12 protein-coding genes and 1 tRNA gene are annotated in these 18588 nt (G+C 70.5%); 10 read left to right on the plus strand and 3 right to left on the minus strand.

What is annotated here, in order from left to right; all coding sequences use genetic code 11:
* Nucleotides 1–10: 10 nt before the first annotated feature.
* Nucleotides 11–787 carry a mycofactocin-coupled SDR family oxidoreductase gene (locus OXG55_02405; GenBank protein MCY4102108.1) on the plus strand — a complete coding sequence of 259 codons (777 nt, stop codon included), beginning with the start codon at nt 11–13 and terminating at the stop codon, nt 785–787.
* A 53-nt stretch (nt 788–840) separates the two neighbouring features.
* Here OXG55_02405 and OXG55_02410 read toward each other — a convergent pair whose 3' ends face one another.
* A complete protein-coding gene (locus OXG55_02410) occupies nt 841–4893 on the minus strand; it encodes a beta-propeller domain-containing protein (protein MCY4102109.1) in 4053 nt (1350 codons plus the stop codon).
* A 79-nt stretch (nt 4894–4972) separates the two neighbouring features.
* Between OXG55_02410 and OXG55_02415 the strand changes: the two genes are divergently transcribed.
* Entirely contained in the window at nt 4973–5671 is a 699-nt protein-coding gene (locus OXG55_02415) for a cation transporter (GenBank protein ID MCY4102110.1), read from the plus strand.
* 48 nt (nt 5672–5719) lie between these two features.
* On the plus strand, nt 5720–6700 hold the full coding sequence (locus OXG55_02420; protein MCY4102111.1) for a DMT family transporter: 981 nt from the start codon (nt 5720–5722) through the stop codon (nt 6698–6700).
* Between the two features lie 127 nt (nt 6701–6827).
* Here the strand turns inward: OXG55_02420 and OXG55_02425 are convergent, their stop codons facing one another.
* The gene (locus OXG55_02425; GenBank protein MCY4102112.1) at nt 6828–9059 is read right to left on the minus strand and encodes a beta-propeller domain-containing protein; all 2232 of its coding nucleotides are present in this window, start codon (nt 9057–9059) and stop codon (nt 6828–6830) included.
* 297 nt (nt 9060–9356) lie between these two features.
* Between OXG55_02425 and OXG55_02430 the strand changes: the two genes are divergently transcribed.
* Nucleotides 9357–9430, plus strand: a tRNA-Met gene (locus tag OXG55_02430).
* A 305-nt stretch (nt 9431–9735) separates the two neighbouring features.
* Here the strand turns inward: OXG55_02430 and OXG55_02435 are convergent.
* On the minus strand, nt 9736–11067 hold the full coding sequence (locus OXG55_02435; protein ID MCY4102113.1) for a cytochrome P450: 1332 nt from the start codon (nt 11065–11067) through the stop codon (nt 9736–9738).
* 164 nt (nt 11068–11231) lie between these two features.
* Here OXG55_02435 and OXG55_02440 point away from each other — a divergent pair, with 164 nt between their 5' ends.
* From OXG55_02440 to purE, 6 genes are all read left to right on the plus strand, one after another.
* On the plus strand, nt 11232–12077 hold the full coding sequence (locus tag OXG55_02440) for an ankyrin repeat domain-containing protein (protein MCY4102114.1): 846 nt from the start codon (nt 11232–11234) through the stop codon (nt 12075–12077).
* An 82-nt stretch (nt 12078–12159) separates the two neighbouring features.
* Nucleotides 12160–13089, plus strand: a complete 930-nt coding sequence (locus OXG55_02445; protein MCY4102115.1) for an aldo/keto reductase — start codon at nt 12160–12162, stop codon at nt 13087–13089.
* Between the two features lie 208 nt (nt 13090–13297).
* Entirely contained in the window at nt 13298–16219 is a 2922-nt protein-coding gene (gene purL / locus OXG55_02450; GenBank protein ID MCY4102116.1) for a phosphoribosylformylglycinamidine synthase subunit PurL, read from the plus strand.
* On the plus strand, nt 16216–16986 hold the full coding sequence (locus tag OXG55_02455) for a phosphoribosylformylglycinamidine synthase subunit PurQ (protein MCY4102117.1): 771 nt from the start codon (nt 16216–16218) through the stop codon (nt 16984–16986). The genes purL and OXG55_02455 overlap by 4 nt, the downstream gene beginning before the upstream one ends.
* Nucleotides 16983–17972 carry a phosphoribosylaminoimidazolesuccinocarboxamide synthase gene (locus OXG55_02460; GenBank protein MCY4102118.1) on the plus strand — a complete coding sequence of 330 codons (990 nt, stop codon included), beginning with the start codon at nt 16983–16985 and terminating at the stop codon, nt 17970–17972. Before OXG55_02455 ends, OXG55_02460 begins: the two co-directional genes overlap by 4 nt.
* A gap of 134 nt (nt 17973–18106) precedes the next feature.
* The gene (gene purE, locus OXG55_02465) at nt 18107–18568 is read left to right on the plus strand and encodes a 5-(carboxyamino)imidazole ribonucleotide mutase (protein MCY4102119.1); all 462 of its coding nucleotides are present in this window, start codon (nt 18107–18109) and stop codon (nt 18566–18568) included.
* The last annotated feature ends 20 nt before the right edge of the window (nt 18569–18588 follow it).

The raw sequence follows: 18588 nt of genomic DNA on the forward strand, positions 1-18588 counted from the left end.
TGGCGAAGCCGTGCCCGTCGCGCTGATCACCGGCGCCGCCCGCGGCATCGGCGCGGCCACCGCCGAGGCCCTGGCCGCGACCGGCTGGAACCTCGTGCTCTTCGACGTCTGCCGTGACGACCCGGCGCTGGGCTATCCGCTTGCCAGCCGGGAGGAACTGGGAGCGACCGCGCAGCGCTGCGGTGGTGAGGCGATCGTGGGCGACGTGCGATCCGTGGGCGACCTCGAGCGGGCGGTCGAGTTGGCCGTCGACCGGTTCGGCGGGCTGGACGCCGCCGTCGGCGTGGCAGGCGTGTTGATCGCCGCCGGCCGTGTCTGGGAGATGCCCGATGAGCAGTGGCACACCACCCTCGACACCAACCTCACCGGCACCTTCCATCTCGCGCGGGCCGCGGTGCCGGCCATGCTCGCTCGTCCTGCTCCGCGCTCGGGCCGTTTCGTCGCGGTGTCGTCGGCGGCCGCGCTGAAGGCCACGGTTCGCCTGGCGGCCTACAGCGCCTCGAAGGCGGGCGTCATCGGCTTTGTGCGAGGCCTCGCAGCCGATCTCGCCGACACCGGGATCACCGCCAACGCCGTCCTGCCAGGCTCAACCGACACGATGCTCCTGACCCACAGCGCCGAGGTCTACGGCATTGACGACCCCGCCCGCTTCGCCGACCACCACGTCGACCACCGGATCATCGGGCCCGAAGAGGTCGCAGCCGTCGTGGCGTGGCTCTGCTCCGAAGCCTCCGGCGCGCTCACCGGTGCCGCCGTCCCCGCCGACGGGGGAATGACCGCCCGCTAGCTGTGAGCGGCGCGCGAGCGCCCGTGTGTCCCGGCAGACCAATCCCGCGTTGGTCAATCGTTCAGAGCGACCGCCGACTTGCGCTCGAGGGTGGCCAAGTCGTAGCTCTGCAGCAGCCAGTTCGCCCGCCGGTCGAGGCGGGAGTACGAGCCCGAGAGAGTCCAGAGATCCTCGCCGATCGTCAACGAGCGGAAGACCTCGCTCCCAGCGTCCTCACGTTGATGCTCGCTCGGGCCGACATGGCCGACGTAGGTCAAGTCGCCGGCCGGACTCACGCTGAAGACTGCGGCGCCGCGGGTTGGGGCACGGGCGAATCTTTCCGCGACGGGTACGACCAGCAGCCGTGCTCGATCCGCCCACAGGAGGCTCTCGGGATCCGAAGCCGCCCTGCTGCTGGTACCGGGTTGCGTCCAAGTCCCGGTCTCGCGGAACTCGCCATCGACGACCGCGTAGGAGGAGACCTTGGTGGCCGCTGCCCATCTCGATCGGTCGCTCTCGACAGTGGCGAGCTGGTCGGTTCCGATCGGCTGCAGGACGATCTGGTCGTAAGAGAGTGCCGACAGCGCGCCTGCGGGCGAGGGCCTGGTGGGGTCGTGCAGATCGACGACCCGGATCGGTTGCCAGTGGCGTCCCGTGTGGGTGAACGCCCGATCACCGGTGTATCGCACCACCGTGACCGGATCGCCATCGCCCAGGTCGTCGGACCGTCCGATCGTCACGAAGCCGTCCCCGTCCTTCTCGAGAGCGACGATGCGCGACCCGCCGCGGTCGTCCCCCGAGCCGGACGTGCCCTCGTCCACCGCGGCGAAAAGGTGTCCGCCGCGCTCGTGCAGCGGTGACGGCCCGATCAGGTTCCCGGCGACCGGGCCGGAAGCCTCGTAGGCGGCCCGCCACCAGTGCGAGAGGGTGAACCGGTGGATCGATGTGGAGGTCGGGGAACTTGCGGCCGTGGCGTGGCCGGCGCCTCCCTCCCGAGATGGTGCCGGCCACGGCTCGGTGGCGACGTACAGGCTCTCGCCCGTGGCCAGGGCGGCGACGTCCTCACCGACGATCGCCGCCGCGGCGCCGCTCGTTATCGACCGGTTCAGATTGATCGTCAGGGCCGACACGACACCGACGCCGGAGAACCTGCTCGGCGCGACCACGTCATCGCAGGAGAGGAGTTGTCCCTCGCTGAGACGGAGGCCGTTGCCGGCGACGAGTGAGTATCTCGGTAGCCAGTTCTCGAGTGTCGACCGTTCGATGCTCCGCTTGTTCCCGGCGGCGGCGACGCGTTCCCCGGCCGCCGTGGGCGCGTAGACGAGACCCACATCCCTCGGAGCCGACCGGACCACGATCCGGGCCCTCCCCGCGTTGGGCCGGGCGTCCAGGAGACGCCCCTCGACATACAGGCTGCGGCCCCGTCGAAGCTGGTCGTCCACCAGGAACTCGCGCACGACGACGGCACTGCCGGAGGAGCTGGTCCCCGAGATCTGGCCCGGCCTGCCGGCTCTGTTCTCGCCGACGACGAGCACCCGGTTGCCGAGCGTCATGAGGCGGACGGTGCGATCAAGGTCCAGGGGCAGACGGCCCACGAGGCTCGGCTCGGCGCCGGTGACGTCGACGACGGTCAGTGTGCCGCCAACCGTCGTCACGATGCGTTGACCGTCACTGTCGATGAAGTCGCGCAGGCTGTCATCGCCCGCCACCGCCAACCGCCAAGCGTCGTCGTCGGCGCCTCCGGAACGGTCCGACGGGCGGCCGAAGCGGCCGCGGTCGAAGCCGTAGGCGCCCACGTGCCTCGCCGCCTCGATCCGGATGTGTCCCAGCAGGCCGGGGCAGTCGCTGAACCGCGTCACCGTCGCGACGGATCGCGCCTCGCCGGCATCGGGGGTTGCGACCACGGCCGGCGAGGTCGTCGCGGCCGGCGCCGCAGTGGTGCCATCGGCCGGCGTCGGCGGGCGGTCCGACTCCACCTCACCGGCGGCGGGAAGCGGGACGCGGTCGCCCCGCCGCAGCGTGCCGATGTCGTTGCGCTGCAGCAGCGACGCCGACATCGTCCAGAGGTCCTGCCCGATCACGAGCGATCGGCGCACCGGTTCTTCCTCGCGGCCGGCCCCACTGTGGTCGACGCGGCCGAACTCCTCGAGGCCGTCCGCACGCGTCACCTTGAAGACATAGGCCCCGCCGGGCGCGTCTCCCCAGTAGGGGACGGTCACCGGCACAACCATCATCTGGTCTCTCGCCCACCACAGGAACGAGCGGTGGTCGGCCCCGATGTCGGTGAAGGCGTCCTCCAGAGTCCAGGTGTCGATCTCGCGGGGGTCGGCGGCATCGGACACGTCGAAGAGCGAGATCTTCAATCCCCGGTCCCAGCCCCCCTCGGTGACATCCCGCCCGACGCCGACGAGCAGCCCGTCCCCGACGAGGTGCAGGTAGCTGGAGAAGCCGGGGATCTTGAGTTCTCCGAGGACGGCGAGCCGGGTGGGGTCGCTCAGGTCGACGACGTAGAGGGGATCGACCTGCCGGAAGGTCACGACGTAGGCCCGGTCGCCGATGTAGCGGACGGCGAAGATGCGCTCGCCGCGTCCCAGGTCTCCGACCCCGCCGACGGTGACGAGTCTGTCACCCTGCTGCCCGAGGGCGACGATCCGGCTCACGGTTCCCCCGAACCGCCCTGGGGGCCCGTCGGTCGCCGCCACGAACAGGTGCCCGTGGCGCTCGTGGAGTGCGAACTGGTTCAGCAGGTGGCCCTCCACAGAGCCGGAGGCCTCGTACGCGGCGGAGCCGCCCGCGCCGAACGAGAACTTGTGGATCGACGTGGCGTACCGCGCGGCTGCACGACCGGTGATCGCGGAACCGGCGAGATCCGACGCCGACACCCAGGCGCTCGTCGCCACGTAGAGGCTCTGGAGGCTCGAGTAGACCGTCTCCGCCACGGCGAACGTGGCCGCACCGTCATCCGGCGCCAGCGGCTGCGTGAGGTCGACGGTCAGGACCGACGCTGTGCCGAACCCGCCGAACTCGCCGGGCACGTGCACCCGGTCACAAGCGAGGAACGGCTCGCCCGCCTTGAACACCGAACCGTCCGCATTGACCAGCGAGTAGTCGGGCAGCCAGTCGCTGAGAGTGGTCTGCTCGACGACTTGCCGGTTGAGTTCGGCGGCGAGGGAGATTCCGTCCCGATTGAGCGGGCGGACGAATCCCGGCTCGTCGGGGAACGAGTTGATGACGATGCGTGCCGTGCCGCCGACGGAGCGTGAGGAGACGTAGCGGCCCTCGACCCGCATCGTGCGACCCCGGCGGGGCACTCCGTCGAGGAGCACCTCGTCGATCACGACGGTCTCGGGCTGCGTCGGGCCCTGATTGCGGAGATCGGCCTCCGGCCGGATGCCCCCGACATCGTTGCGGATGGCGAGAACACGGTCGCCGTGCAGCAGCAACTCGCCGTCCGGCGTCTCGTCGAGCACGACGTGGCCCGCAACGGCGGGCTCGGCGCCGCTGACGTCCACGACGGTCAGCACGCCCCCCGAGACCGTGATGATGCGCCGGCCGTCGGTCTTGACGATGTCGGGTTCGTCCACCCCCTTCACCTGCACGTTCGTCCCCGAGAACTCGACTCTTGTCGCGCCGCCCCCATCGTCGGTGGCGATGTCCATCGGTGGACCCATGTCGTCCATGTCGTCGCCCATGTCGGACTCGAATTCGGACTCCTCGCCGGCCTCCTCGGACTCGAATTCGGCCGCGGCGACGTCTCTGGCGAACCTGCCGGCCGTGTCGTCGCCGAAGCCGTCCTCCAAGTCGTCCTCGAGGATCTCATCGAACAAGTCGTCATCGAGTGACCGCCCGTACTGGCCCCGATCGAGACCGTACGCCCCGACTCGGCTCAGCGCCTCGGATCGGATGTGATCGAGCAGGCGATCGCAGTCGTCGAAGTTTGCGAGAGCCCAATCGGGCCAGGTCTGCGAGGCCAATTTCGCCGGGGCTCGGCTGCCCGGCTCCGGCGCGGCGGTCGAAACTTCGGTGCGCCCCATGTCCACCGTACGAACGGCCGACACGTCAGCGGTGCTGGAGCAAGCCGTGGCGGCGACGATCAGGACCAGCGTGCCGGCGACGAGTCGGCTCATGCTGAGTCCCCCTTCATGCCCGCGATCAACCATCGGTTGCTGAACGGGCACCCTGACCTTCATTGCTTATCATATGGTCGTGACCACGGTCGTCTCCCGCCTGTCCCGGACGGCGGCGGTTGCCTGGGCGCGACGGCTGAACCGGCTCACCATGACCTGGAACGCCGTCGAGGGCGTGGCCGTGATCGTCGTCGGGATCCGCGCCAGTTCGATCAGCCTCATCGGCTGGGGATTCGACTCGTTCGTCGAACTGGTGGCGGGGCTCGTGCTGGCGTGGCGCCTGAGGCTCGAAAGAGGTGGCGCCGACGCCCGGCACGCCGCGGACCGGCGCGCCCAGCGTCTCATAGCGGCCTGCTTCGCCGTTCTCGCCGCCTACGTGCTGGCCGAGTCGCTGCGCGATCTCATCTCCGGCAACGAGCCGGACGGTTCGATCCTGGGCATCGCCCTGGCGGCCCTGTCGCTGGCGGTGATGCCGATCCTGGCGCGCCTGAAGCTGCAGTTGGCGGTGGTGCTCGGATCCCAGGCGGTGCAGGCCGAGGCGGCCCAGACGACCCTGTGTGCGCTGCTCTCGGGCGCGGTGCTGATCGGGCTGGGAGCGAACATGCTCTTCGGTTGGTGGTGGGCCGACCCGTCCGCAGGAATCTTCATCGCCGTCGCCGCCGCCTACACCGCGGCGCGTATGTGGCGGGCGGACTCGCTCGCCGACACCTGCTGCAACGTGCCCGTAACCGACCTGACCCATGACGGACCCGTCGCACCGGACAGTGGGCCGGCGTAGCTCCGAACGAACCTGAGCATCCCGGGCACGCCGCCCTAGAGTGCCCGGGTGAGCGATTCAGCGGCCGCGGCGCACGGCGGCCGAACCCTCGCCGGCCGCAGCGAACTCTCTCTGGGCATCGCCGGCACGACCCTGGCAGTCACCGCCTGGGGCGCCTCGAGCGTGATCGCCAAGATCATCGACATGGGTGCGCTGGCCCTCATCGCCTATCGATTCCTGCTCTTCGCGATCGTCATGACTGCTGTGCTGAGGGCGCGGCGAGTACCCATCACACGCTTCCACATGCGCCACTCGATCTGGGGCGGTGTGACTCTCGGGATCGATGCGGGCCTGTTCTTCACCGCCGTGAAGTTCACGACCGTCGCGAACGCCACCATCATCAACGCCCTGCAGATCATCATCGTCTCGGCGGTGTCGGCCCGCCTGTACGGGGAGCGGATGCCCCGCCGGGACATCGGTTACGCGGCGCTGGCCATGGTCGGTGTGGCCGTCGTGGCCCTCGAGTCGGCGAGCAGCGAGAACTGGTCCCTCGGCGGCGACCTGGCCGCGATCGGCGCCCTGTTCGGGTGGTCGGCCTACTTCATCGCCACCCGTCAGGCCCGGGACAAGGTGGACGCGCAGCAGTACACCGTCTGCGTCGCCATCTACGTGGGGCTCATGAACCTGCCGCTGGCGGCCGTCTTCGGCCAGGATCTGTCGTGGCCCACCGGCGAGAGTTGGATGTGGCTGGTGGTGATGGCGTTCGGCTCGGGCGTCCTCGGCCACACCGCCATGAACTGGTCGTTGCGGCACGTCCCCCTGTGGTTGGCATCGACGCTGACCCTGCTCATCCCCGTGGTGGCGTCGGGGCTCGCGTGGCTGATCTTCGACGAGTCGCTGTCGGTTCTGCAAATGGTGGCCATCGCGGTGGTCGTGGCGGCATTGACGATGATCGTCCGCAACCAGTCACGGCCCCGGATCGGCGGAGTCCCCGCCGCCGAGTCCGGCCCGGCCGCCGCCGCGGGGAGATCCGGGTCGACCGCTACGTAAGGCGCATTCCCGCTCGCTCGACACGGCGAGGAGACGAGCCCGCAGTCTCCGGGTTGGGCTCGGGGCAGCGCGTCAGACTCGGCGGGCTCGCTCCGCAGCCGGCGGCGGGGACTGACGGCACCCTCGCTCAGCCGGGCAGCGCCAGGCGGGCCCGGCGGTCCAGCGTGTCGACGTCGTTGCTCTGCAGCAGCCCGCGCGACAGCGTCCACACGTCGTCTCCGATGATCAGCGAGCGCTCGATCCGCTCGGTGTCGTCCCGGTCCCGCGGCCAGCAGAGCTGGAAGCGGTCGTTCTCGGTCACCTCCAGGTCGATGATCTCGAGATCGATGTCCCAGTGGGCCGCCTCGGTCGCGGGCACGGTGTCGCAGCTGTAGCCGACGGGGTTGCCCACCTGCTCGGGCGTGCAGACCAACAGCAGAGGGATCTGTCGACCGTTCCGAGGCTCGAGGTCGAAGTCGTAGTAGCAGTCGGTGGAGAAGGTGTAGTCCTCGGTGCTGTGGGTGATGAGGTCCTGGTAGTCGAGGCCCCGCTCCCTGGTCACCTCGAAGACGGCGGCGCCGCTGGGAACCTCGTTGCGCCACGACCACACCGGCACGATCATGAGATTCTCCGGCGCCCACCACAGGAACGCCCGGTGGTCCCAGTCCACGCTGCTCTCGGCGTCGGCCAGACTCCACGTGTCGATCTCGACGGGCTCGGCGGGGTCGGCCACGTCGAACAGCGACGCCTTGAAGCCCATGATGCGGCCGGCCCGGTCAGTGTCCCGGCCGATGCCGACGAGCAGGCCGTCGCCGACGGGGTGCAGGTAGGCCGAGTAGCCGGGAATCTTCAACTCGCCGAGCACCTCGGGCTCGGTGGGGTCGGCCAGGTCCACCACGTACAGCGGATCGACCTGGCGGAACGTCACCACGTAGGCGCGGTCGCCGATGTAGCGCACGGAGTAGATCCGCTCGCCGCGCCCCATGTCGCCGACGCTGCCGACGACCGCCAGCCTGTCGTCGGTCTGGGTGAGGGCGAAGATGAGGCTCTCGCTGCGGCGGTCGGCGCTCCACGGCGAGCCGTCGGTCACGGCTACGAACAGGTGCCCGCCGTGCTCGTGCAGGGAGAACTGGTTGAGCAGGTGGCCCTTCACCGAACCGGAGGCCTCGTAGACCGCAGGCCCGTCGGGGGTGAGTGAGAACTTGTGGATCGAGGTGCGGTAACGCTCGTCGAGGTCTCGTCGCCAGGTTGCGACGTCGAAGAACGGCTCCGGCACCCATGTGTTCGTCGCCACGTACAGGTTCCGGTGGCTGGCGTAGATCGTCTCGCCGGCGGCGAACGTGGAGGCGCCGTCGCCCAGCGTCAGGGGCCCCTCGAGATCGAAGGTCAGCACGGCCAGCGACCCGAAGCCGGAGAACCGCGACGGCACGTACACCCGGTCGCACGCCAGGATCCGTCCGTCCTCGGTGACCGTGCCCTCCGAGGAGACCACCCGGTAGTGCGGCAGCCAGTCATCGAGCGTGCTCTCCGCCACGACCCGGCGGTTGGCGGCGGCGGCGACGGCTTCGCCCTTGGCGTTCCGCGGGTACACGAACGCCAGCTCGCTCGGGTGCGAGACGATGACCACCCTCGCCGTGCCGTCGATGGACCGGGAGCTGACGTAGCGGCCCTCGGTGTGCAGGCTGCGGCCCCGGCGGGGTGTCCCGTCGAGGAGGATCTCGTCGATGATCACGATGTCGCGGTCGTAGCGGCGGCTCCCGGCGTCGGCGGGCAGCGGCTCGATGGTGCCGTAGTGGTTGTTGATGACCAGCGCCCGGTCGCCGTGGAGCAGCAGTTCGCCGCCCCAGCGCTCACCGAGGAGCACCCGACCGGTGATGGCCGGCTCGTCGCCGGTGACGTCGATCACGGTGAGCGTGCCGTTGCGCACCGTGATGATGCGGCGCCCGTCGGTCTTGACGATGTCGGGTTCGTCCACGCCGGTCACCTGCACGTTCGTGCCCGAGAAGTCGTCGCCGCCGTCGACGACGGCGGGAGCGGGAGCGGCGGCGTCGTCCGCGGCGGCAGCGCTCTCGGCCACGGCGAAGTCGGCCTCGATAGCCTCCTCGTCGAAGCCTCGTCGCCCTAGGGCGGGACCGAACCGGTCGCCGTCCAGCCCGTACGGGCCCACGCGGCTCATCGCCTCGGCCCGGATGTGCGCCAGCAGGGCGTCGCAGTCGTCGAAGTTCCTCAACGTCGAGGCGAACTCTGCGTCGCCCGGCGGGCTCTCCGTCGCCGCCGCGCTGGCCGCGGCCTTGGCGGGTGTCTCCTCCCCGTTGCCGATCCCGGCGCATTCGGTCATGGGAACGGTCAGGGCCAGGATGCCGGCGATCAGTGAGCGCATGGGGTTCTCCTTGTCGTTCCGACGGCGGCGCTCGGAGATGGGACCGGGGCGCGCCCCGTCAGGTTCTGTGTCGTGACCGTATCGGTTCCGATCCTCTCACCGGTGTCTGACGACCGAAACACCGCTCCGGTTCCCGCCCTCGCGGGAAAACTCTCGTCGCCCAGCGCGGTGGCGTGCCGCGCCGCGCTCCGGTTCCCGCCCTCGCGGCAAACTCGCGGCCTCTCGAGTCGGGACGCGGCGGGACGGCCGCTGCGGAGTTGCCGGCACGCCGCCGACGGCGTATCCTCGGAGGTCCGCCGCGGGGTGGAGCAGTCTGGTAGCTCGTCGGGCTCATAACCCGAAGGTCGGAGGTTCAAATCCTCCCCCCGCCACTGAGAAATCCCAGGTCAGAGCAGCTCTCCGGGCTGGAGTTTGTCGTCAGTGGGCCGAGTTCTGCCCAAGTCTCCACTGTGGGATACGGCCCAGCAGGCGCGCGTTGAGGATCCGCTGACCGGGCGCAGGTGCGCTGCATCGCCAGCGATCACGTTCGCCCCCGCCGGGACCACTGCGAAGACCAGCGTGACCTTTCTACGCAAGGCCGCTGCTGAGCCGAAGAAGTATGTGTTTATGGCGCGAGCCGATCACGTCGGGTTTGTCATGAGCAAGGGCTCGCCGGCTCGAGATCCACGGATCGAATCTATCGGGACGCTCTCGTCGGCTTGGTGGGGGTGAACTCGGCGGGCAGGTGCTTGATGCCGTGGATGAAGGATGATGCGAGGAGGTCCGGTTCGCCGGTGGCGCGGATGTCGCCGATGCGGCTGAACAGCTCGCGGAACATCACCTTGATCTCGCGGCGGGCGAGGTGCGCGCCGAGGCAGTAGTGAGGGCCGGGCCCGCCGAAGCCGACGTGGGGGTTCGGGTCCCGCCGCACGTCGAAGGCGAGCGGGTCATCGAAAACCGACTCGTCCCGGTTGGCGCAGAGGTAGTGCATGACCACTTGGTCGCCCGCGTCGATCTTCTGGCCGTCCAGTTCGGTGTCGCACAGAGCGGTGCGGCGCATGTACGTGACCGGGCTGGCGACGCGGACGATCTCCTCGGTGGCGCTGTGGGCTGTGCCCTCGAAGTCCTCGGTCCAGATGCGGCGCTGGTCGGGGTGGTCGGTGAGGTACAGCAGGCCCCAGCTGATGGCGTTGCGGGTGGTCTCGTTGCCGGCCACCACCAGCAGGATGAAGAAGCTGGCGAGCTCGGCGCGGGTGAGCCGCTCGCCGTCCACCTCGGCGTTGACGAGAATGCTGGTCAGGTCGTCGGTGTCCACCCCCACCTTGGACTCCGCCACCTCGTCCATCAGCTGGGTCAGGGCCCCTCCGGCGGTGAGGATGGCGGTGATGAGATCCCCGAACTCGGGCACGTACTCGGGGTCGCCCCCGCCGAGGATCACGTTGGACTGGTCGAACACGAAGTCGTGTTGCGACGCCGGGATCCCCATCAGGTCGCAGACGATGCGCAGCGGCAGCCGGGCCGCCACGTCGGTGACGAAGTCGCATTCGCCCCGCTCGCACACCTCGTCGGTGATCAGCCGGGCCTGGCCCTGCACGGAGTCCTCGAGGCGGGCCAGCATCCGGGGCGTGAAGCCCGCCGAGACGAGCCGTCTCAGCCGGGCGTGGCGGGGGTCGTCCATGGCGATGATCGAGTTGAAGTACTCGTTGAACTCCGGCGGGAAGTCGTTGATGGTGACCCCGGACGCCGAGGAGTAGATCTGCGGGTTGCGCGACACCTCGAGGATGGGGGCCAGCCGGGTGACGACCCAGGCGCCGGGGACTCGGATGCTCTCCAGATCGCCGTAGAACTTGAACCCCGGGAAGAAGGTGAGCGGCTGGGCGCGCAGCCCCCCGAGATCCGCTTCCACCTCGCTGCGATGCCGCTTCCAGAAGACGTTGTGGATGGGGTTCCGCGGATCCCCTTCGGTGGCAGGCGGGGGCTTGGCGGCGGAGTCGGGCGTGGTTGCCCGCTCAGGTGTGGCGGCGGTCATAGAACCAATTCCCGGTCGATCCACTGCGTGCCGCGTTCCAACTGTAGTGACCGGCAGGGCGTCGAACCTCGGGGACGTGCTCGCGGCAGACGACGACGGCCGTTCCAACTGTAGTGACCGGCAGGGTGTCGAACCTGCGAGGGCGACGAACCTACGATGGCGAGGTGCCCGTGGGTGCTGACGAGAGGATCCAGCCGGCCCTCCATGCGCTCCTGTCCGATGACGTCGACGGCTTGCGGGCGGCTCTGGAGGCCGACCCGGAGGTCGTGAACCTGAAGGTCGGGGACAACACGCTGCTGGAGCTGACCACTCAACCCGACGTCGGCCACTCGTCCGCGGAGATCATCGACGCGCTGATCGGTGCCGGCGCGGCGCTGGATCGGGCTCTGAACCTGGCCGGGTGCTGGAACCTCCCCGACCTGTGCGCGCAACTCCTGGCTGCCGGCGCCGATCCGGCGGCCCGCGCCGACGCCGGCCTCACGCCCCTGGAGTCGGCGGCCATGCACAGCTCCGCCGAGGCCGCCGACGTGCTCGTGAGGCACGGGCTGCACCGGCAGACCCTGTGGCTCGCGGCGGCCAGCGGCCTGCTGCGGTGGGTGCAGGGCTGGGTCGCCGCCGACGGAACACTGCGGGCCGACCCGGGGCCGTACCGCCCGGACTGGGCCGCCGTCGGCCGTGCCGCCGGCGCCTCACCCCGGGACGACCCGGCCGAGATCGTCGGCGAGGCCTTCGTCTTCGCCGCCCTCAACAACCGGCACGCCGTCGTCGACTATTTCCTCCACACCGGCGTCCACGTCGACGTGTGCCCGTACCGGAACACCACCGCGCTGCACTTCGCCATCCAGTTCCGGCGCGTCGACATGGTCCGCCGGCTCCTCGACCGGGGAGCCTCGGTCACCGTCTCAGACGGCGTCTACAACTCCGACGCCGCAGGATGGGCCAGGGCCTGCGACGACGGCAGCCAGGCGGCGACCACGATTCGCTGGCTCGTCCGCGCCGCTCATCGGTGAGCTATCGCCGAATGCCCGGGGGGTTGCGGCACGCGGACTCATTCCCCGCCGTTCTCCCGGGCGCCGATATAGGGTCAGTGGCATGGAGATGCGGAACATCGGGACCCTGCCGGTGTCTGTCGTGGGGCTGGGATGCAACAACTTCGGCATGACGATCGACGCCGAGGCCTCGCGGGCGGTGGTGGACGCGGCCCTCGAGGCCGGGATCAACTACTTCGACACCGCTGACATCTATGGAGGGGGCAAGTCGGAGGAGTTCCTGGGTGCGGCGCTGGCCGGGAACCGTGACCGTGCGGTGATCGCCAGCAAGTTCGGCCACGCCAAGTTCCTGCCGGAGGGTCAACGGGGCGGTGACCCCGCCTGGGTCCGCCGCTGCGTGGACCGCAGCCTGCGGCGGTTGGGCACCGACCGCATCGACCATTACCAGATCCACACGCCCGACCCCGAGACCCCGCAGGCCGAGACGCTTGGCGCCCTGGCGGAGTTGGTGGAGGAGGGCAAGGTCTTGGAGATCGGCTGCTCCAACTTCACCGCTGACCTCGTCGACGCCAGCGTCGATGCCGCGGCCGAGATGGGTGTGGGCAACTACGCCAGCGTCCAGAACCACTACTCGGTGCTGACTCGCGATGTCGAGGACGCCGGAGTGCTCGCCGCCTGCGGCCGCGCCGGCATGGCCGTGGTGCCCTTCTTCCCGCTGGAGTCCGGGCTGCTGACCGGCAAGTACTCCGGGGCGGCTCGACCCGACGGCGCCCGCTTGACCACGATGAAGGGCCGCACCTGGGAGCGCTTCCTGCGCGAGGAGAACCTGGCCGCGGTGGACCGGCTCATCGCTTACGCCACCGAGCGGGGCCGCAGCATCCTGGAGTTGGCTATGGGGTGGCTGGTGTCCAACCCGACGGTTGCCTCGGTCATCTGCGGCGCCACGAAGCCTTCGCAGGTGGCGGCCAACGTGGCCGCAGCCGGCTGGACGATGACCTCCGAACAGCGAGCCGAGATCGCCGCACTGGCCTAGCCGGAACCGCCCCCGCCGGCGGGCAACTCGAGCTCGTTTGGGATCCACCACCGGGGCGTGCGCGCGGGGGAAGCTACGGCGGTGGCCGGAGCTGCCGTCGAAATCGGGTTGGCGGAGCAGTCTCGGCGCAGCACCGACGGGGGATGGCCGGGTGAGTCATGACGTGAGAGCCGTCGCAGTCGGGGGCGGGCGCCGGTCGGAGCGGCTGGTGCCTGACGGCAGGGACGCGGCGACTCTCACCACGCGGATCCAGGTGCGTAGCGCCGGCGACCCCGAGGAGCGCCGCATCCTGGACGCGGCGGCCCAGTTGGGGGTGACGGGTCTCACCGGCTGCCGGCGTTGGACGGTGTACCACCTCGAGGGACAACTCGGCTCTGCCGACGTGGCTCGGCTCTGCGCGGACGTTCTGGTGGATCCCGTCACCGACCAGGTCGCGGTCGGCGAGCCGGCCGCGGCGGAGCGGGTGGTGGAGGTGGCGCCCATCGCGGGAGTGACCGACGGTGCCGCGCGGGAGTTGGAGCGGGCGGCCGCGGTGCTGGGACTCCCGTCGCTGCGAGCAGCCACCGCGCGCCGTTATGAACTGAGCGGCGATCTCGACGATGACGACCTGGCTGTGCTGACGCAGCGGCTGCTGGCCAACCCGACGATCGAGCGCAGCGGCAGCGGCGAGTTGGCCCCGTCGTTCTCACCCACCTGGGAGGTCGCACCGGCGGCGCCGCCGGTGCGGGTGATCGGTTTGGATGACGGGCAACTGGCTGCCTTGAGCCGGCAGCGGATGCTGTCGCTGGACGTGACGGAGATGCGAGCCGTCCGAGACCACTTCGCGTCGTGCGGCCGCGACCCCAGCGACGCCGAGCTCGAGACCCTGGCGCAGGCCTGGTCGGAGCACTGCGTCCACAAGACCTTCAAGGCGGAGATCCACCTCACCCGTACCCGCGCCGACGGCCACCTCGAGGTGTCGCGCCATGACGGCCTGCTCAACGCCCTGCGGCGGGCGACCGCCGAGCTCGAGGCCGGCTGGCTGCGGTCGATCTTCGTCGACAATGCCGGCATCGTCGCCTTCGACGACGAACTGGACCTCGCTGTCAAGGTCGAGACTCACAACCACCCGTCGGCTCTGGAGCCCTTCGGCGGGGCCAATACCGGTGTCGGCGGTGTGGTGCGCGACGTCATGGGGGTCTCCGCCCGGCCCATTGCCTGTACCGACGTGCTGTGCTTCGGCCCCGAAGATCTTGCCGAGGCCGACCTCCCCGCCGGCGTGCTGCATCCCCGCCGCATCCGCGACGGGGTCGTGGCCGGCATCGGCGACTACGGCAACAAGCTGGGCCTGCCCACGGTCAACGGTGCCGTGCTGTACGACGCCGGCTACGTGGGGAACCCGCTGGTGTTCTGCGGGGCGCTGGGACTGCTTCCCAGGGATTCGCATCCCACCACCCCCATGACCGGCGATCGGATCGTCGTCATCGGCGGCCGGACCGGCCGCGACGGCATCGGCGGTGCCACGTTCTCCTCGGCCGGGCTGGACGCCTCTGTTGTGGACCGGGCCGGCTCGGCGGTGCAGATCGGCGATCCGATCGTCCAGAAGGGCTGCATCGAGGTGATCGAGCGGGCCCGGGATCGCGGTCTGTACAACGCCATCACCGACTGCGGCGCCGGCGGGCTGTCCTCGGCGGTGGGGGAGATGGGCGCCGAACTGGGAGCGGAGGTTGATCTGGCGACGGTTCCGCTCAAGTATCCGGGCCTGCTGCCCTGGGAGATCTGGCTGTCCGAGGCCCAGGAGCGCATGGTGCTGGCCGTGCCCGCCGAGAAGGTTGCGCCGCTGCGGGATCTCTGCACGGGCTGGGAGGTGGACTTGAGCGACATCGGCTCGTTCACCTCGTCCGGGCGGCTGGTGGTGCGCCATGGCGCCTGCGACGTGATCGACCTGCCCATGGAGTTCCTGCACCACGGCCTGCCGCGGCGGACTCTTGTGGCGGAGCACCGCGATCCGGCCATCGGGGCGGTCACCCCCGGCTCGCCTCCCGCGATCGACAACGAGAAGCTGCTCCTGGACCTGCTGGCGCATCCCAATGTCGCCTCCCGCGAGTCGATCGTCCGCAGCTTCGACCACGAGGTCAGGGGCGGGACCGTGGTGCGCCCGTTCGCGGGCCCCGGCGCCGACGGTCCGACCGACGCGGCTGTGCTCAAGCCGCTGGGCACCTGGCACCACGACAGGGCGGTTGCTCTGGCCGTGGGCCTCACGCCCCGCATCGGGGCCCTGGATCCGTGGGCGATGGCGCTGCATGCCATCGACGAGGCGTTCCGCAACCTCGTGGCTGTCGGGGCGGACCCCGCGCAGATCGCCCTGCTGGACAACTTCAGCTGGGGTGACCCGACGAAACCCGACCGGCTCGGATCGCTGGTGCGGGCCGTGGAAGGCTGCGTCGAAGGGGTTCGCCGGTACCGCGCCCCGTTCGTCTCGGGCAAGGACAGCCTCTACAACGAGTTCGACGGCCGGGCCGTCCTCGGCACGCTGCTGATCTCCGCCGTCGGGATCGTGCCGGATCTGCACCGGGCGGCGACGAGCGCCCTGACCACCTGCGGCAGCGACCTGTGGCTGGTCGGGCGAGGTTCGGGTCACCTGGGCGGATCCCTGGCGGCTGACGTGCTGAGCCTCGGCGACGCTCGGGTCCCGCCGCCGTTGGGGGATCCGCTGCCCCGCTACCGGGCCGTGCACGACTTGATAGCGGCCGGGCACGTGAGCGCGGCCCACGACGTGAGCGACGGCGGGATCGCGGTTGCGTTGGCGGAGATGGCCATCGGTGGTCGGCTCGGCCTTCGGGCGACCATCCCCGGTGACGCCGCCGACCCCGACGCTCGCAGCCCACTCGGGATGATCGCGGCCCTGGCCAACGAGGCGCCGGGGCAACTCGTGCTGGAAACCCCCGCCACGGCGCGGGACGCGGTGGCGGCGAGGCTGGGTGCAGTGGGGCGGCGCATCGGAACCGTGACCGGCACCGGCGAGATCGAGCTCCGCGTCGCTGCCGGCGCAGGAGGAAGATCTGCCACGCCGATCGGCACCTCGGGTCACGTGACGTTGACGGTCGAGGATGCAAGGCGCGCCTTCGGGTGCCGCTCACCGTCACCATGAACCGTCCCCCGGTCCTGATCCCCCACGCTCCGGGTACCAACCGCGACGCGGAGGCGGCCTTGGCGGTGGCGGCCGCCGGCGGTGACCCCCGGATCGTCGCCGTGAACGAGCTGAGGAAGCGGCCGGCGGCATTGTCCGACTACGGCGCCGTACTGCTGCCGGGCGGTTTCTCCTACGGCGACGCGTTGGGGGCCGGTGGGCGCCTGGCCTTGGAGCTGCGGGCCTGGTTCGGCGCCGAATTGCGCCAGGCGGCACGATCGGGAAAGCCGATCCTCGGCATCTGCAACGGCTTCCAGACCCTGGTGAAGTCGGGACTGCTCGGATCCCGCACCTTCACGCTGGCCGTCAACGCCGGTGGCCGCTTCGAATGCCGCTGGGTGACCGTCCGGATCGAACCGGGCTGCAGCTCGAGTTGGCTGGCGCCCCTGGGGGGTTCGCGCATCCGTTGCCCGGTGGCTCACGGCGAGGGGAGACTCGCCGTGGCCGGCGCCCGGGCCGTGACCGAACTGATCGAGGCGGGGTGCGTGGCCTTCCGCTACCTGGCTTCGGGGACCGAAGGCGGTGCGGCAGCCAACGCGGCGGGGGCCTATCCCGCCAATCCCAACGGATCGGTCGACGACATCGCCGGGATGTGCGACCCGACCGGCGCCATCGTCGGTCTGATGCCCCACCCCGAGGATCACATCGCGGACTGGCAGAGGCCCTCGGGCCCGCCGGGAGAGCGAGGCTCGGCCCTCTTCGAGGCCTTCGTGGACGCCGCTCGATGACCGTCGCCGCCCCGAACACGCACGCCTTCGGGGGCCTTCCCGACGAGATGGCCGCCGGGTTGGGGCCGATGCGGCGGGGCAAGGTGCGCGATGTGATCGACCTGGGCGACCACCTGGCACTCGTGGCAACCGACCGGCTGTCGGCCTTCGACCAGGTGCTGGGGCTGGTGCCACAGCGCGGCCAGATCCTCAACCAACTCTCCGCGTGGTGGTTCGAGCGGCTCGCCGACATCGTTCCGCCGCACATCGTGGCCACCGTCGACCCCAACGTCTCGATCGTGGAGAAGTGCGCGCCCCTGCCCGTTGAAGTGGTGGTGCGGAGCCGGCTCACCGGCACGACCTCCACGTCGCTCTGGACCCGGTACGAGTCCGGCCGAAGGCGCATCGACGGGATCGACTTCGTCGACGGGATGGTCAAGAACGATCCGCTGCCGTGCCCGGTCATCACCCCGACCACCAAGGCCCACAGCGGCCATGACCAGCCGCTGAGCGAGGCCGAGGTCATCTCGGGTGGCTGGGTCGGCGCCGAGCGCTGGGACCAGGTTCGCACCGTCGCGCTGGAGTTGTTCGAGAGGGGTCAGCACACGGCGGAGGCTGCCGGCCTGGTCCTCGTCGACACGAAGTACGAGTTCGGGATCGGTCCCGGCGATCGGCTGACGCTGATCGACGAGGTGCACACGCCGGACTCGTCGCGCTTCTGGCGGTTCGCCACCGTCGAGGCGCGCCGGCAGGCCGGGCTCGAACCGGAGAACCTGGACAAGGAGATCGTGCGCCGCGCCTACGCCGCCGCGGGGTATCGCGGTGAGGGTCGGCCCGAGCCACTCGGCGACACGCTGGCAGCCGAGACGGCGGCCGCCTACCGGCAGGTGTTCGAGGCGCTGACCGGGGCACCGCTCCAACCGGCCCCCTACCCGGCCGAGTCCCGAATCGCGGCCGCCGTGGCGACGTCTCCCCATGCGCGCCGGGCCGGCAACGGTGCGCGATGATGCCCGCGTCCATGGCTGCAGGCAGCGATCCGGGCTCAGAGCCTGACCCGCCGAGGGGCGTCCGATCGAGCGCGCGACGCGGCGCGCTGCCCGGCGCCGGGCGGGAGTCCGGCTCGGCGCTGGTGGGGGTGGTCATGGGCAGCGACTCGGACTGGGCCACGATGCGCCGCTGCGCGGAGGTGCTCGGAGACTTCGGCGTCGCCCACGAGTGCCGCGTCGTGTCCGCTCATCGCACTCCTGACCTGCTTGTGGAATATGCCGGGGGAGCCGAGGGCCGGGGGTTGCAGGTGATCGTCGCCGGTGCCGGAGGCGCCGCCCACCTGCCGGGGATGCTGGCGGCGCAGACGATCGTGCCCGTCATCGGCGTGCCGGTTGCCGGCCGGGCGCTCAACGGCATGGACTCGCTGCTCTCGATCGTGCAGATGCCCGCCGGCGTGCCGGTGGCCACCATGGCCATCGGCGAAGCCGGCGCGGCCAACGCCGGACTCCTGGCGGTGGCCATGCTGGCCCGCCAGGATCAGGATCTGGCCGATCGGCTGACCGCCTACCGGGCCACCCGGGCCGCCCAGGTCCGCGCCGCCCAACTCGAACGGTAGAGGGGCGCCGGAGATGGCGG

This window comes from bacterium (genome assembly GCA_026708055.1).
Lineage (GTDB): Bacteria > Actinomycetota > Acidimicrobiia > Acidimicrobiales > CATQHL01 > VXNF01.